Annotated in this window: 14 protein-coding genes; 10 read left to right on the forward strand and 4 right to left on the reverse strand. The window is 59.9% G+C overall.

From position 1 onward, the window contains the following. Window positions 1-23: 23 nt before the first annotated feature. Both P272_RS0105520 and P272_RS0105525 read right to left on the reverse strand, forming a co-directional pair. Entirely contained in the window at window positions 24-686 is a 663-nt protein-coding gene (locus P272_RS0105520) for a response regulator transcription factor (protein ID WP_029678546.1), read from the reverse strand. After that, a complete protein-coding gene (locus P272_RS0105525) occupies window positions 683-1,945 on the reverse strand; it encodes a sensor histidine kinase (protein ID WP_044097812.1) in 1,263 nt (420 codons plus the stop codon). The genes P272_RS0105520 and P272_RS0105525 overlap by 4 nt, the downstream gene beginning before the upstream one ends. Before the next feature lie 177 nt (window positions 1,946-2,122). Here P272_RS0105525 and P272_RS0105530 point away from each other — a divergent pair, with 177 nt between their 5' ends. From P272_RS0105530 to P272_RS0105540, 3 genes are read left to right on the forward strand one after another with little or no spacing between them, the layout of a single operon-like run. Then, window positions 2,123-3,079 (forward strand): ABC transporter ATP-binding protein, encoded by a 957-nt coding sequence (locus P272_RS0105530; RefSeq protein WP_029678548.1) that lies wholly within the window; start codon window positions 2,123-2,125, stop codon window positions 3,077-3,079. Window positions 3,080-3,120: 41 nt separating this feature from the next. Beyond that, complete coding sequence (locus P272_RS0105535) at window positions 3,121-4,314, forward strand: ABC transporter permease (RefSeq protein ID WP_029678549.1); 1,194 nt, start codon at window positions 3,121-3,123, stop codon at window positions 4,312-4,314. Then, a complete protein-coding gene (locus tag P272_RS0105540) occupies window positions 4,301-5,638 on the forward strand; it encodes an ABC transporter permease (protein ID WP_029678550.1) in 1,338 nt (445 codons plus the stop codon). The genes P272_RS0105535 and P272_RS0105540 overlap by 14 nt, the downstream gene beginning before the upstream one ends. A 15-nt stretch (window positions 5,639-5,653) precedes the next feature. Here the strand turns inward: P272_RS0105540 and P272_RS0105545 are convergent, their stop codons facing one another. Continuing rightward, on the reverse strand, window positions 5,654-6,931 hold the full coding sequence (locus tag P272_RS0105545) for an MFS transporter (protein WP_052323210.1): 1,278 nt from the start codon (window positions 6,929-6,931) through the stop codon (window positions 5,654-5,656). Continuing rightward, window positions 6,928-7,614: a TetR/AcrR family transcriptional regulator gene (locus P272_RS0105550; protein WP_029678552.1), complete on the reverse strand. Its 687-nt coding sequence runs from the start codon at window positions 7,612-7,614 to the stop codon at window positions 6,928-6,930. Before P272_RS0105550 ends, P272_RS0105545 begins: the two co-directional genes overlap by 4 nt. A 318-nt stretch (window positions 7,615-7,932) precedes the next feature. On the opposite strand from P272_RS0105550, the gene rpsD reads away from it, so the two are divergent. The 7 genes from rpsD to mltG all read left to right on the forward strand — a co-directional run bounded on the left by rpsD (window position 7,933) and on the right by mltG (window position 14,620). Then, window positions 7,933-8,559 carry a 30S ribosomal protein S4 gene (gene rpsD / locus P272_RS0105555; protein ID WP_015021916.1) on the forward strand — a complete coding sequence of 209 codons (627 nt, stop codon included), beginning with the start codon at window positions 7,933-7,935 and terminating at the stop codon, window positions 8,557-8,559. Window positions 8,560-8,652: 93 nt separating this feature from the next. Beyond that, window positions 8,653-9,321, forward strand: coding sequence for a histidine phosphatase family protein (locus tag P272_RS0105560; protein WP_029678553.1), 669 nt, complete (start codon window positions 8,653-8,655; stop codon window positions 9,319-9,321). Between the two features lie 92 nt (window positions 9,322-9,413). After that, entirely contained in the window at window positions 9,414-9,845 is a 432-nt protein-coding gene (locus tag P272_RS0105565) for a DUF948 domain-containing protein (RefSeq protein ID WP_029678554.1), read from the forward strand. Next, window positions 9,845-10,084, forward strand: a complete 240-nt coding sequence (locus P272_RS0105570; protein ID WP_024627396.1) for a hypothetical protein — start codon at window positions 9,845-9,847, stop codon at window positions 10,082-10,084. Before P272_RS0105565 ends, P272_RS0105570 begins: the two co-directional genes overlap by 1 nt. Before the next feature lie 166 nt (window positions 10,085-10,250). Continuing rightward, on the forward strand, window positions 10,251-12,932 hold the full coding sequence (alaS, locus tag P272_RS0105575) for an alanine--tRNA ligase (RefSeq protein WP_029678555.1): 2,682 nt from the start codon (window positions 10,251-10,253) through the stop codon (window positions 12,930-12,932). Between the two features lie 8 nt (window positions 12,933-12,940). Further along, window positions 12,941-13,423: a Holliday junction resolvase RuvX gene (gene ruvX, locus P272_RS0105580; RefSeq protein ID WP_029678556.1), complete on the forward strand. Its 483-nt coding sequence runs from the start codon at window positions 12,941-12,943 to the stop codon at window positions 13,421-13,423. Beyond that, entirely contained in the window at window positions 13,424-14,620 is a 1,197-nt protein-coding gene (gene mltG / locus P272_RS0105585) for an endolytic transglycosylase MltG (protein WP_029678557.1), read from the forward strand. Window positions 14,621-14,642 lie beyond the last annotated feature (22 nt).

Raw genomic sequence — 14,642 nt, forward strand, 5'->3', positions numbered from 1 at the left:
TCGGGACCTCAGAAGCTTTATGCTCATGACTCTTGTGAGGACAGCCATTCCACCGCGAGCTGGGTCCGGTTGGCCAGGTTGGTCTTGGCCAGGATGGCTGAGATGTGATTGCGAACGGTGCCTTCGCTGAGATAGAGTCGACTGGCGATGGCCTGGTTGTCGAGGCCGTCGGCCACCAGAGCGACGATTTCACGTTCGCGGTCGGTCAGCGTTTGGAAGCGCCGGGGAACAGGCTCAGCTGTATCCTTTGTATCCTTTCGCGCCTGCTCCTCCTGTTCGCCAAGCGATAGGTTGGCAACGGCTTCAGCCCCAAGAACCGTCTGACCGGCCATGACGGCTTGGAGGGCCGGCACCACTGAGGCCACGTCCTGCTTGATTACATAACCCCTGGCACCCAAGGCCAGTGCGCGGGAAATATACTCCTTGTCGGCAAAGGTGGTCAGAAAGAGTACCCGGGCAGTCGAATCCATGGCGAGGATGTGCTCCGCCGCTTCCAACCCATCCATGCCGGGCATCTGCACGTCAAGCAGCAGCACGTCAGGCCTGCCGTCGGCGGCCTGGTAACAATCCAGGGTTGACTGACCGTCATTGGCAGTCCAGAGCACGTCTGCAGTACCAGTTGCCGTCAAAATCGTTGATAAGGACGAGCAAACGATCGGATCGTCATCAGCGATAGCGACTTTCATGCCATTACCCTCTTATTCTCTACATGGTCTGTTGCGCTTTGGTTGCTCCAGGGTTCCTTAGGCAAGGATACGAAAACCTTCCATCCCTGTCGGTTGGGTCCGCTGTTGGCTGTGCCGCCCAAGGCTCTGGCTCTGGCCTCCATATCGGCCAGCCCCATGCCCCGCTGTAGCCTTGACTCCTTATTAGCCGAGCTGTCAGGCTGCGACTGCTGAATCCCGCCGTCGTCCTGTACCACCATCTGCCAGAAGGCTGGGAGGTCGCGCAGAATGACCTGTGCCGACCTGGCTGAAGAATGCCGGACCGTGTTGGTGAGGGCCTCGCGAACAATGGTGGCTAGGCAACGGCACACTGGTGCAGGGGCTGTCTTAATGCCGTTGTTCAAATCGACCTTTAGCCGCCCCATGGAAGCCTCGGAGCTGGCATCCTCCATCTGGGATGCGAAGTCAGTGCCCTCATCCTCCAAGTCATGCACCGAGCGACGAATCGTAGTCATGGCCTGGTCCAAGGTCTTGCCAACACTCTCAAAGACATGCTCGGTACTCTGATCGCCCTTACTCTTAGCAACCACCCGGCCAGCCTGTGTCTGCATGATGGCTCGGGTGAGCAGGTGGCCCACATTGTCATGAATATCTCGGGCGATCCGGGTCCGCTCCGATAAGTGCGCCATCCGGGTCGCTTGGGCTCTCTCCTCGTCCAGATCGCTGATGCGGCCATGCAGTTGGCGAATCCTGTAGCGCTCGGTGTCTTCAATCTGCCATACGCGACCCTTGGCCACGGCCAAGTGTGCGCACGTCAGTCCGCCGCCTTGCGCCAGTGCCGAGGTCAATAAAGCCAGCAGGGCATAGCGTTGGGGGAGGCCTCTGAAGAGTATGAGGTCTGCCGTGGCAGGTATCAGCCAAAAGAATGCCGGCAGCAAGGCCAAGAGCAACCTGGGCCAGGCCGGTCCGGAGTTCTTGGCTTGGAGATCTTTCATGCCGACTGACCTGGTGGCCGGAACCATGGTTCCGAGTCCGACGCCCGCCTCGAAGGCCAGGGCTGGTAGGAAGAAAAGCCAGTCTGGTATGAACGTTGCCAAAATCGATACCAGAGCGCCGCCCCAGATGGACACCGGCGCAGGCAGCAGCCATTCACACAGGGCACCGGCGGCTACTGAGGCCAGGAGGCCGGTGATCAGGGTTCCTGAAACCCCTGAACTGTACCATGATCCGCATAAGGTCCCCAGGCCAAGCAGGACCAGCCAGCCAGCTATCCTGCCCATGAATGTCTCCTCGCCCTGTTTGACCTATTGTCTCAAATAGTAATTGGCGGGCTACCCGTTCCTGAGCCTTAGCACAGGCGACCACCCATGACAAATGTCATGGATTAGTTTGAGCTTCCATAACATTGATGACGGCTGTCATGGTGTTGGGCCAGCCCTAGCTGGGATGATGGAGTTATGAACAGTTCACGTGAGCAAGAGCCGGCCTTGCAGGTCAGCGCATTGGTGAAGCGCTACGGCGACATGGTGGCCTTGGACCACTTCGACATGGAAGTCAGTCGTGGTGAAGTATTCGGACTGCTGGGCCCAAATGGTTCAGGCAAGTCAACCGCCATCAACTGCATACTGGCCCTGCTCAGCTTTGAATCGGGGACGGTTCGGATATTCGGGCAGGAGATGACCCCGACCTCCTACGACCTTAAAAGTCATATCGGCGTGGTTCCGCAGAATGTGGCCGTCTTCAACGAACTGAGTGTGCAGGAGAACATCGACTATTTTTGCTCCCTCTATGTGCCCAAGAAGGCCGACCGCAAGGATCTGGTTGAGCAGGCCATTGACTTCGTGGGACTGGGCGACTTCCGCAAGTTCCGTCCCGGCAAGCTGTCGGGCGGTCTGCTGCGCAGGCTCAACATCGCCTGTGGCATCGCCCATCAGCCCGACCTCATCTTCTTCGACGAACCCACCGTCGCCGTTGACCCCCAGAGCCGCAACGCCATCCTGGAAGGTATCGAACGGCTGAATGCCCAGGGGGCCACGGTGGTTTACACCAGCCATTACATGGAGGAGGTGGAGCAGATCTGTACACGCATCATGATCATGGACCACGGTCGTCAAATCGCCTTAGGCACTGCCGAGGAGCTCAAAGGCATGGTCCAGGCCGGCGAGCAGGTCACCGTTGAGACCTTGGATCTGCAGGAGTCCACCCTGTCCCAGATTCGTGCCCTGCCCCTGACCCAATCCGTCGACTATGACGGCAAGGAACTGGTCATCCATTGTCGCCAGGGCGAGCACAACCTCCAGGACGTGCTGACTGTCCTGGAATCCACTCAGACCAGCTACGGCCACCTGACCAGCCGTCCGCCATCCCTGAACGATGTGTTCCTGGAACTGACCGGCAAGGAACTGCGCGACTGAGCGCGGTCCCCAGGCTCAATTGCCGTAAGGAGCACCTATCTATGTGGAACTCATTCCTGATCAACGTCAAGACCTCGATACGCAACACCTCCTCCCTCTTCTGGGTCCTGGCCTTCCCGGTCATTCTGGCCGCTCTGATGCTAGGAATCATGGGCAACCTGCAAGACAGTTACACTGCTGAGGCGCAACATTTCGCCATTGTTTCGGATGCCAACTGGAAAGCCAGCCCAGGCGCTGACGAGTTGGTTTCCTCACTATCGAAGAAACCCGAGGCTGGATCCAAGGACACTCAGCTGCTTATCCCGACGACGGTGGCTACCAAGGCCGAAGCAAATACGCGTCTGGATAGCCGGAAGGATATTGGCTACCTGTACGCGAATTCTGACGGACTGGTCAACATGGTCCTGTCCGACCGCGAAGCCGCCAGCATCCAATCCGATGCAACCGCCTCCGAAGGCATAGCGGTCTCCATTCTGTCCGCCTCTCTGGGCAGCTTCAACCAGGCCAACTCCTCAAGGGCAGCCATTGCCCCACCAAGCAACCAAATTCTGCTGCAATCTGGCGGACAGACCTATACCAAGCAAATCCGCCTGACGCACATCCATCCTTCTATGACCGCGCCCTACTTCTTCGCTGTGCTTGCTATGGCCTGCCTTATCGGAGCCAGCACCGCAGCCGAGATGATTGCCAGGACTCAGCCCAACCTTTCAGCCCTGGGAGCCCGACAGGCCAGCTCGCCCAGCCCCAAGTGGAGGCAGGCAGCTGGCGCCTTCCTGGCCTCCTGGCTCGTCTCTGCAGTCAGCCTCCTGGTCGCCTACATCTTCGTCCGCACAGTCTGCGGCGTGCAAAACGGTGGTCGTGACCCGATAGCACTCATAGCCATCGCCGTGGGCACCTTTATGGCCACCGCTTTCGGCTCTATGATGGGCGCTATTCCCAAACTCCTTACCGAAACGAAGGTTGGTCTGGTCATAGGCATCGATTGCACCCTGAGCACCTTTATCGGCCTCTACGGCAGCATGACCATGGACCTCAACAACGCCATCCAGGAGCATGCTCCTATCCTTCACCTGCTCAACCCAGTCAAGCAGGTCTCCAACCTCTTCTACGACATCGTCTACTACGACAGCCTGGCACCCTTCGCCCGCACCTGCGGCATCGTGGCCATTATGGCCGCCATCTTCCTGACAATCTGTGGTCTGCTTCTAAGGAAACAACGGTATGAATACTTGTAAAACAGCACTGCGCGTCATCTGGGCGCATAAGTTCTACCTGCTCCTGTACCTGGTGGGCATGAGCCTGATCATGGTTGTCGTCGGTTCCGCGAATATGCAGGCCACGGTGCGTGCCAATGCCTCAAGCTCGGTTGGTCGCTTTGAACCCGCACGTGCGAAGGTGGTCGTCATCAACAGGGATTGCGGTAACCAGATTGGTTGCGAGCTGGGCCAGGGTCTGAAGAAATATTTGGGCAAGTCGGCCCATCTGGAGACAGTCGACGATAAACCTCAAGCTCTGCAGGATGCCAACGTATCCGGCAAAAGTGATTTAACTGTCATCATTCCTAAGGGATATGGTCAACGGTTCCTTGAGGCGCTTGAAGACACTGCTGCCCAAGCTCACAGCGGCGGTAAGACGTCTGATTTTCCCAAGGTTGAAACGGCTGCCTCCTATAATTCCAGCCGCGGCAGTCTGGCACAATTGCAGGTGGACAGTTATTTTGATGCTCTTCGTACTGCCTTGCTTACGGGTCTGGGCCAAAACGGTTCGATGGATCAGCATTCGTTTACGGCGGTCAAGGATGCTGCTGCCTATGCAGTGGCCCACTATTCCGGCAACCAGCCACATGTGAGCATCCATGCCAGCCCGAAGTCTGATGGACATGGAGCCCTGTTGAAAGGCTTCGCTACGACAGTCGGCCTGGCTGCCTTTCCCCTGATGACGGCATTGACGGTCTGCGTTGCCACGCTCTTCGGAGCTTTCATTTCTCCTGACCGACATCGACGCCTGCTTGCCTCTCCAATGCGATCAACCAGCCTGAACGGACAGGAACTCACAGCAGCCCTCATCCTGGCAGGCTTCTCTTGGGCATACTACGTGGCACTTGTTGCCTTCAGTATGGCGGCATCGGGGGTGTCCCTGGCTTCACTTGGCTGGGATAGGGTGCTGCTGAGTTTTTTCGCCATGCTGGTATTCGCTGTTTCGGCGGCATCCTTTGGATTCGTGCTTGCTCAGTTCAATCCTTCTTCTTCGCTCATAAACTCCGTCGGGGTCACCTTCGGCCTGGTGGTTATGTTCACCTCCGGGTCAAGTTCCGGCGGCCCTCTGCCTCCGATTATGCAGACTATCGGCAAACTGACGCCGGGCTGGTGGTACAACACTGCAGTCCAATCAATCATGGATTCGAGCGCAGCAGATTTGGCCTCTTGGGGTCTTCCGCTGACCGTGGTTTTCCTGTTCGCTCTGGCCTATGCCTGTGTCGGTCTCATGGTCTCCCGTCTGACACGCACCCGGGCCACCCTGGTCGCTCCTGTCAGCTCCGACCCCAGTATGATCGGATGACTCCTGATTTGCCAGTCATTCGTCCGGTTTCATGGCCAGCCTGGCTACCAGGCATGTCAGCAGTGTCACAATGACCACTCCAGTGATAATCAGGGTCATGGGGCAGTGGTCGATCAGCGGGCCGAAAGCGGCCTGCCCCAGCGGAATCGCGCACATGCATAGACTGTTGGTCAGCCCTATCACCTTGCCTATCAGCATTGAAGGGGTATGAATCTGCTCATATGACAGGGAAGTGATGTTGACCGTCTGCACTATTCCCGCAGCCAGAGCCATGCATCCGGTTACCAGGGCGAAGAGGGCATATGTAGGCAAATGCAAAAGCAGTCCTGCCGCAATGGGTAGGAGAACCAGGGCACTGCCCGAGAGCAGTATGGGTATCCGTTGCAGATAGAACCAGTCCGGACGGATGGACACCAAGATGGCTCCAAGTAGGCTTCCGCAGGCCAGTATTCCTTCGGCCAGCCCCTGCATGGCATTGCTCAGACCCAGCGTGCGAGTGACCATGTATGGCAGGGCCACGTTGATGTAGGAGGCAAAGATCAGGTTGGCTGCCAGGCTGAGTCCTATGACCACTTTGAGGTTGCTATGTCTGACGAGGAATTGTGCAGCGGCTTTGGTGTCCGTGACCAGGTGGCCCACCAGCGCTCTTGGGCCTTGTGAGGGGCCCTGCGCTGGTTCGGGAATCCTGACGGCGATCCTGATCCAGACGGCAGAGAGAAGACAGGCCAAGGCGGCAACTCCGACCACTTGCATGATTCCGAAGAATCCCATGACCATGCCGGCCAATACTGGTCCGATCATTCCTACCAGGGAGATCGCCTGGGAAACCAGGGCTGATGCACGGGTCAGGTCTTTTCTGTCTACCAGGCGGTGAAGGGCCGCCTGTACTGTTGGGCTGTAGCAGGCCCTGTAGGCATTAAACAGCATCATGCAGGTCACGGTCAAAAAAACCGGATCAATCTTGTGGCTGATCAGGATATATAAGAAGGCGGTCAATGCTGACAAAATGTCCAGAACCGCCATGGTGGACTGCTTGTGCAGCCGGTCGGCCAGAGCTCCGCCCAGAGGGGTCAGGAGTATGGATGGAAGGACGGCCAGAGCGGATGCCATGCCATAGAGGGATGCCGATCCTGAAATATTGAGCAGGTGAAGCGGCAGGGCGAAGACCAAGCATGTTTGCCCCAGATTGGAAAGAATCTCAGTCGTCAGAAGAGCAATGAAGGGCAGTGTCAGCAGCCCTCTGCCCTTGGAGCGGTCTCTACTTGGACCTTGGTCGTGAGCGGGCGGGTTCATATCGTGACTTCGCTTTCAGTCTTCTCATGGTCGTTGCTTTTGGCGTCGGTGCCGAAGGATGCCAGAAGGTCCGAGAATCCCTGATCTTGTAGGGGGATGCCCAAGCCCTGCATGATCGAGAAGAAACAGGCGGCTCTGGCGCGCAGCTCCGTCTGCGTGCCCCGGCGAAAGAAGGGCAGCAGCCACATGTTGGCCAGTAGGCGGAGGATCTCCGCGGCTTGTTCGACTTGGTCCACGTGCATTGAGCCGTCCTGATTGCCCTGCTTCAAGAGGTCGATAAAGTCGTCCCGCTCATCTACTAAGGCGGTGAATTCCATGCCGATCATCTTGGGATTGGCCTTTGGGCTGAATTCGCGGAACATCAAATTCGCGGCCTCCAGTCTCTTTTGCGCTCGCTTGGGAGAGAAGAGTGACTGCAAATGGTTCAAAGCCGTGCCTTGCTTCGACCGGGTATGGTTCTTGCTGGTCGTCTCGCTCATGGTGTTCATCAACCTGTCGGAAACGGCGTCGAAGAGGTCCTCCTTGGATTGAAAGTGGTGGTAGACGGCCCCCTTGCTCAAGCCTCCGGTCGCATCAATGATGTCCTGCATACTGGTTTTGTCGTAGCCCTGGCGGGTGAAGAGCTCCGTGGCGGCTTTGATGATTCGTTCCTGCGTCAGCTCAGGATGTGCGTTGCGGGCCATGGCCGTTTTCCTTTCAGGTAGATGATGATGAGTCGTTGTTGATTGGTTGGGCAGTCTGCCAGTCTTGACCCAATATCATACCGACCGTTGGTATGAATATATCACAACATACGCTCTGCCGTCGGTCGGGCACATGTGGTTTAATAAAGCCTTGGTTTGCGCATTTGTGCGCGGACCTATCTGGAGTCTCAGCCCATCAATGGGTCGGCGGCCGCAAGGTCGTTCGTGCTTGGCACGGTGAAGCATTGGAGAGGCCTGACTCGACGGTTCCGGCCGTCTTCGTTCAGATAACGACAGAAGCAAGTAAGGATTGCATCAATGACTAACATTCAGCGTGCGCGTCGCCAGGTCCGCCTGTCCCGCGCTCTGGGCATCGCCCTGACTCCCAAGGCCCAGCGCCTGTTCGAGAAGCGCCCCTATGGCCCCGGTGAGCACGGCCGCAGCCGCCGTCGCACCGAGTCCGACTACGCCGTCCGTCTGCGTGAGAAGCAGAGGCTGCGCGCCCAGTACGGTGTTTCCGAGAAGCAGCTGCGTGCCGCCTATGAGCGGGGCACCCACGAGTCCGGCCAGACCGGTGCCGCAATGCTTCGCGAGCTGGAGTGCCGCCTGGACAACCTGGTCCTGCGCGCCGGCATCGCCCGTACCACCGCCCAGGCCCGTCAGTACGTGGTTCACCGCCACATCCTGGTCGACGGCAACATCGTGGACCGTCCCTCCTACAGAGTCAAGCCCGGCCAGACCATTCAGGTCAAGCCCAAGAGCCAGACTATGGTGCCCTTCCAGATCGCTGCTGAAGGTGTCCACCGGGATGTGCTGCCCGCAGTCCCCGGCTACCTGGACGTGGACCTGGCCTCACTGAAGGCCAGCCTGGTCCGCAAGCCCGAGCCGGAGGAGATTCCGGTTCAGATCAACATCCAGTACGTGGTCGAGTTCTACGCTCGCTGAGCACTAAGAACTTTTGGGGCTCCGGTTCGTCCGGGGCCCTTTGCATGTCAGGATTTGCCGCCCCTGCTGGGGTATGGGTGGGATAATAGGGGCATGTTGCTCCATCTGTATGCCGTCCGCCATGGGCAGACCTATTTCAATCGTTACAACCGTCTTCAGGGCTGGTCCAACTCGCCCTTGACTTCATCGGGGCTGGAGGATGCCGACCGTGCGGGTCGTAAATTAAACAAGGTGAGTTTCGCGGCCGCATACTGCTCGGACACCACACGCGCCCAGGAGACAGTCCGCAGGATCCTGGACCAAAACCAGTCGGAGAACAAGCCCGAGCCGGTCAGCGACAGCCACTTTCGCGAGCAATTCTATGGATATTTCGAGGGGCAGGACATGGCCATGGCCTGGTGGGCTGCAGGCGCGCCTCATGGAGCAGGCACCTACCAGCAGATTGTGGACCAGTTCGGTCTGGCCGCCACCAGGGACTTCCTCAAGGAGGCCGACCCCTTTGGGGATGCGGAGTCCGACAGCGAGTACTGGACGCGTATTGCCGGCGGGTTCGCCCTGATTGCAGCCGATTCGCATCTGAAGAACGAGGATCGCGTCCTGCTGATTTCGCACGGCAACACCCTGCTCAGTCTGGTCAACCGTTTCGGCGGCGGCCGTTACGACACCAGCAGCCGTCCGAGCAACGGAAGCGTCACCATATTCGACTTCGATACGGATGCTCCCTTTGAGCGGGCCCTCAAGGTCCGGTCCTTCAATCAATGAATCGGCTTCAACAGGCCGGTCATGGCCTGGACTGATAGACAGCGCGTGCTAGCGTTGTCCCCAGTATCGTACCAATGGAAGAGAGGTAGCAGATGGACGTAGGACAGATTGCCGGCCTGATAGCAGCCATTGCCTTCGCTATCCTGGCAGGGTTTCTGATCTATCCCCTGATTCGTCTGGGGAAGCTCTTCGATCAGCTGGCGCAGACCATCAAGCAGGCGGGCGACCATGTCGTGCCCACCCTGGACGAGTCCGCCAGCACGGTCACCCAGCTCAACCAGACCCTGACCGACGTCAATCGCATCTCCGCAGCGGCTTCGACCACGGCAGGCAACGTCGGCGCCCTGACCGACCTGTATGGATCAATGCTGGGCAAGCCGGTCATCAAGGTGGCAGCCTTCCTCTATGCCCTGCGCAAGACGATCTCGTCATTCCTCTCAGGAGGCCGCAAGAGCGCCGAATCCAAGCCCGCAGCAGCAAAAAAGGCCAATGATGGCCAGGGGAACGAGGGGAGGACCCGCTGATGTTCAAACGGATCTTCTGGATGGGGCTGGGTGTCACCGCAGGCGTGGTCCTGGTGACCAAGGCCGAAGCCTATGTGAGGGCCAATACCCCCAAGCGTGCAAGGGAATTCGTGCTGGGCGAGGACCAGGACCAGGTGGCTTCACGGACCCTGTCCGGTCTGGTGCGCCAGTTCACCCAGACAATGCATCAGCGGCAGGACGAGCTGGACCGCCGCTATCTGGACCGTTTCCAGGGCTGAGCCTGGGGCGGACAGGCCAGGACAGATGCGCCTGGTCGGTGTAAAATCACCATATTCAGCTAAGAGTCCGGAGTGCGAGCAACCTGTCCGCGCCCCGGACAACCGAGTCATTTGGACAACCCGTAATCCAGTCGGCGTTCACCGGGTCTGAAGGAGCAGAAGCAGCATGCGCACATCGGAAATCGCCAAGCGTTTCCTCGATTATTTCCAGGACAAGGATCATCTGGTGGTTCCCTCCGCCTCCCTGATCTCGCCCAATCCCACCACTCTCTTCACCATCGCCGGCATGGTCCCCTTCATCCCCTACCTGCTGGGGGAACAGACCCCGCCCAAGAGCCGGATGGCCAGCAACCAGAAGTGCGTGCGCACCCTGGACATCGACGAGGTGGGCAAGACCACCCGTCATGGCACCTTCTTCCAGATGCTGGGCAACTTCTCCTTTGGGGACTACTTCAAGGAGGAGGCCATCCACTATGCCTGGGACCTGCTGACCAAGCCCCAGGACCAGGGCGGCTACGGCTTCGACCCCGAAACGATCTGGGTCACCACCTACACCGACGATGACGAGGCCCGCTCCCTGTGGAAGAACGAGGGCTTCGACCCCGAACACATGGAGATCCTGGGCATGGAGGACAACTTCTGGACCACCGGCGGCCCCGGTCCCGGCGGTCCCTGCTCCGAGATCTACGTGGATCGCGGCCCTGCCTACGGCAAGGAGGGCGGCCCCTCGGCCGACGAGAACCGTTATATCGAGATCTGGGATCTGGTCTTCGAGAACTATGAGGTGGACAACGTCCGCTCCAAGACCGACCTGCACATTGTAGGGGAGCTTGAGCACAAGAACATCGACACCGGCGCCGGACTGGAGCGCTTGGCCTACCTGCTCCAGGGCAAGCAGAACATCTATGAGACCGATGAGGTCTATCCCGTCATCCAGGCTGCGGAGGGTCTGTCTGGCCGACATTACGGCGACGATGCCCAGGATGACGTGCGCTTCCGTGTGGTGGCCGACCACGTCCGCTCGGCCCTGATGATCATGAGCGACGGAGTTCGCCCCAGCAACGTCGGCCGCGGCTACGTGCTGCGCCGTCTGCTGCGCCGGACCATCCGCTCCATGAAGATGCTGGGCGTGGACCAGGAGGTTCTGCCCCAGCTCTTCCCGGTTTCCAAGGAGGCCATGGCTCCCAGCTACCCTGAGCTCAACGACACCTTCTCTGATGTTGCCGAAGCTGCCTATGGTGAGGAGCTGGCCTTCCGCCGGACCCTGGACAAGGGGACCACCATCCTGGACACGGCCGTCAAGAAGGCCAAGAAAGGCAAGGGCGATCCCGAGGTCTCCGGCAAGGATGCCTTCACCCTGCATGACACTTATGGGTTCCCCATCGAACTGACCCTGGAGATGGCCGCCGAGCAGGGTGTCAAGGTGGATCAGGATGAGTTCCGAAAGCTCATGAACGAGCAGAAGTCCAGGGCCCGCGCCGATGCCATGAAGAAGCGGCACAACGTGGACCTGAGCGTCTACGACGATATGCGCAAGAGTCTGGACGAGCCCCAGGTCTTCCTGGGCTACACCGACTTCTCCAGCCGTTCGACCGTCCTGGGAATCATCCAGGAGGGCAAGGGAGCGGTTCCGGCCGTCAAGGCGCCTGCCCAGGTTGAGGTGATTCTGGACCGCACGCCCTTCTACGCCGAGGCCGGTGGTCAGCTGGCCGACCAGGGGGAGATACTGACCGATGATGGGGCCGTCCTTGAGGTGGATGACGTACAGAAGCCCATCAAGGGGCTGACCATCCACCGTTGCCGGCTGACCGAGGGAACGCTGACCCTGCAGGCCAAGGTCACAGCCACCATCGACAGGAACCGGCGCGGGGCCATTGCTCGCTCGCACACCGCCACGCACATGGTCCACAAGGCCCTGCGCGAGGAACTCGGTCCCCAGGCCACGCAGCGCGGCTCCGAGGATGCACCCAACAGGCTGCGCTTTGATTTCCAGTGGTCGCAGGCCCCCAGCCGTCAGGCCATGGAAGCGGTGGAATCCCGTGTCAACGACCGCCTGCGTGACAACCTGGCCGTGACCGCACAGGAGATGAAGTACGACGACGCTATCGCCCTTGGTGCCATGCACCTGTTCGGGGAGAAGTACGGCGATGTGGTCCGTGTGGTCTCCATTGGCGAGGACGGCTGGAGCCGGGAGCTGTGCGGGGGAACCCATGTGGATCACGTGGGCAAGATCGGTGCAGTCTCCATCATGTCCGAGGCCTCGGTGGGCACCGGCGTCCGTCGTGTGGATGCCGTGGTGGGCCAGGGGGCCTATGAGTACAACGCCCGTGAGCATGCCCTGGTCTCCCAGCTCTCCGACAAGCTCAACGCCCGCCCCGACGAGCTTGAGTCCAGAATCTCGGCCCTGCTGGCCAAACTCAAGGAGTCCGACCGCCGACTGGCGGCCACCTATGAGCGGCAGATGGCGCAGGCTGTGCCCGAGCTGGCCAACCAGGCCCTGCACGCCCCGGGGGATGTCAAGATAGCATCCCGGAATATGGAGCATTTCGGTTCGGTCGATGCCCTGCGCAAGGCGGTGACCGACACAAGGGCCCGCATGGGCGAGGAATACCCGGTTGTGGTCGCCCTGGCCGGTGTCAGCGAGGATGAGAAGCCTGTCATCTTCGTGGCCACCAACCAGGTGGCCCGTGACCGGGGTCTCAGGGCCGGTGACCTGGTCAGGACGGCATCCAAGGTCCTGGGAGGCGGCGGCGGTGGTAAGCCTGACTTCGCCCAGGGCGGCGGCCAGGATGCTTCGGCCATCGATCGGGCCTTGAAGGCCCTGAGTGATCAGGTCCGAGAGGGCTGAGCTTTCCCGTGGGATCGCAGACAGCCGTGTGGCTGGGGGTGGATCTTGGTGAAGCCAGGGTGGGTCTGGCCCTGTCGGACCCGGAGCTGACCCTGGCCTTTCCCGCTGGCAACATCAGGGTTCAGGGCGACTACTTCCAGGCCCTGGACCAGGTGGAAGACCTGATTATGGATAAATGTGTGTCCAAGGTCGTAGTCGGATACCCCCTGCTGCTGAGTGGCCAGGCTGGTCGCAGCGCCAAAAAGGCGGCCCGCTGGATGCGTGCCCTGGCCGGTCGCCTGCAGGAGGCTGCACAAGATTCTGGCGTTGCTCCTGAACAACTGCCCAGTGTAGTATTGCGAGACGAACGACTGACGACCGTCAGCGCCCATCGTCAGCTGTACGATGCCCGCGTGGACGGGCGAAGACATCGTCCCGTGGTCGATCAGCAGTCCGCTGTTGTGCTGTTGCAGTCGGCCCTGGACGACCAACGTGCCGACAAGGAGTACTAATTGGCCGACGACATGCAGGATTTCTTCCAGGACAAGGTCCAGTGGGTTGCCGATGGGCAGGCCCCTGTTTCCGCTATGCCGCCGCGTCCTCCTCGTTCACGTCGTGAGATGCGCCGTCGGCGGGAAAGGCGTAAGCATCGCAAGCAGATCATGATCGTCATCATCGCCCTTGCGGTCGTGCTGGCCACCTCCTGCGTGGCGATTCTGGTGGGCGGGCTGCGCCATGGCGCCCCCCGGATCGTAGCCACCAAGGAGGTCGCCCCCGACTATCCAGGCCCGGGCGGTCAGCCCCTGGAGTTTACTGTCGAGAGCGGCGAGGGGGCTGATCAGGTGGGTGCCAATCTGGTCAAAGCCGGGGTGGTCAAGTCCACGGCCGCCTTCCTGCATGCCATCACTAGCACCCAGTCCGAATCCAGGCTCCTGCCTGGCACCTTCGATTTACGCCTGCGCATGAAGGCATCTGACGTGGTGGCCATTCTTACTGACCGGAGTAAGGCTGGAGGTTTCCTGCAGGTGAGGGCCGGCGAACGGGTCCGCGATGTGGTTGCCCGGGCCGCCCAGCTCTCCGGGGTTCCACAGAGCGAATTCGACGCTCTGATCCAGGCCAAGGGCGAGGACATCCTACCCCAGGAGGCACAGGGTAACTTCGAGGGGTGGCTGCAGCCTGGCGAGTATGACGTGCGCAAGGCCGGGTCGGCCGAGGCCATCCTGGGCAACCTGGTCTCCAAGCGGATCGAGCATCTGGACCAGTTGGGCGTGCCCGGGGGTCAGGATCGGCAGACCATACTCAACACGGCTTCCATAACCGAGGCCGAGGTCAACAAGTCGGAATACTACAGCAAGGTGGCTCGGGTCATCGAAAACCGATTGGCCAAGGGAATGCCCCTGGGCATGGACAGCACCGTGGCCTACTCCAACAATGTCTCCGCCCTGAAGCTGACCGACGCCATGCTGAAGAACACCAACGACCCCTACAACACCAGGGTCCACCAGGGTCTGCCACCCGGACCCATCGGCAGCCCGGGGGACGAGGCCATCCAGGCGGTCATGCACCCCGAGTCAGGCGACTGGCTCTATTTTGTGACCGTCAACATGGATACTGGAGAGACCAGGTTCAGCGACAACACGGATCAGTTCAACCGTGATGTCAAGGAGTACAAGGCCTGGGAGTCCAAGCACAACGAGCAGAGCAAGTAGCACCTTGTCCCCGAATCTCAGT

Source organism: Bifidobacterium sp. 7101, from assembly GCF_000499285.1.
In the GTDB taxonomy this organism is placed as follows: domain Bacteria; phylum Actinomycetota; class Actinomycetes; order Actinomycetales; family Bifidobacteriaceae; genus Bombiscardovia; species Bombiscardovia apis_A.

Excerpts from the sequence above, each read along its gene's own strand:
- P272_RS0105535 (WP_029678549.1), top strand. The coding sequence starts at position 3,121 with ATGTGGAACTCATTCCTGATCAACGTCAAGACCTCGATACGCAACACC.
- P272_RS0105545 (WP_052323210.1), bottom strand. The coding sequence starts at position 6,931 with ATGAACCCGCCCGCTCACGACCAAGGTCCAAGTAGAGACCGCTCCAAG.
- P272_RS0105530 (WP_029678548.1), top strand. The coding sequence starts at position 2,123 with ATGAACAGTTCACGTGAGCAAGAGCCGGCCTTGCAGGTCAGCGCATTG.
- P272_RS0105525 (WP_044097812.1), bottom strand. The coding sequence starts at position 1,945 with ATGGGCAGGATAGCTGGCTGGCTGGTCCTGCTTGGCCTGGGGACCTTA.
- alaS (WP_029678555.1), top strand. The coding sequence starts at position 10,251 with ATGCGCACATCGGAAATCGCCAAGCGTTTCCTCGATTATTTCCAGGAC.
- P272_RS0105565 (WP_029678554.1), top strand. The coding sequence starts at position 9,414 with ATGGACGTAGGACAGATTGCCGGCCTGATAGCAGCCATTGCCTTCGCT.
- P272_RS0105570 (WP_024627396.1), top strand. The coding sequence starts at position 9,845 with ATGTTCAAACGGATCTTCTGGATGGGGCTGGGTGTCACCGCAGGCGTG.
- P272_RS0105560 (WP_029678553.1), top strand. The coding sequence starts at position 8,653 with ATGTTGCTCCATCTGTATGCCGTCCGCCATGGGCAGACCTATTTCAAT.
- P272_RS0105540 (WP_029678550.1), top strand. The coding sequence starts at position 4,301 with ATGAATACTTGTAAAACAGCACTGCGCGTCATCTGGGCGCATAAGTTC.
- rpsD (WP_015021916.1), top strand. The coding sequence starts at position 7,933 with ATGACTAACATTCAGCGTGCGCGTCGCCAGGTCCGCCTGTCCCGCGCT.
- P272_RS0105520 (WP_029678546.1), bottom strand. The coding sequence starts at position 686 with ATGAAAGTCGCTATCGCTGATGACGATCCGATCGTTTGCTCGTCCTTA.
- P272_RS0105550 (WP_029678552.1), bottom strand. The coding sequence starts at position 7,614 with ATGGCCCGCAACGCACATCCTGAGCTGACGCAGGAACGAATCATCAAA.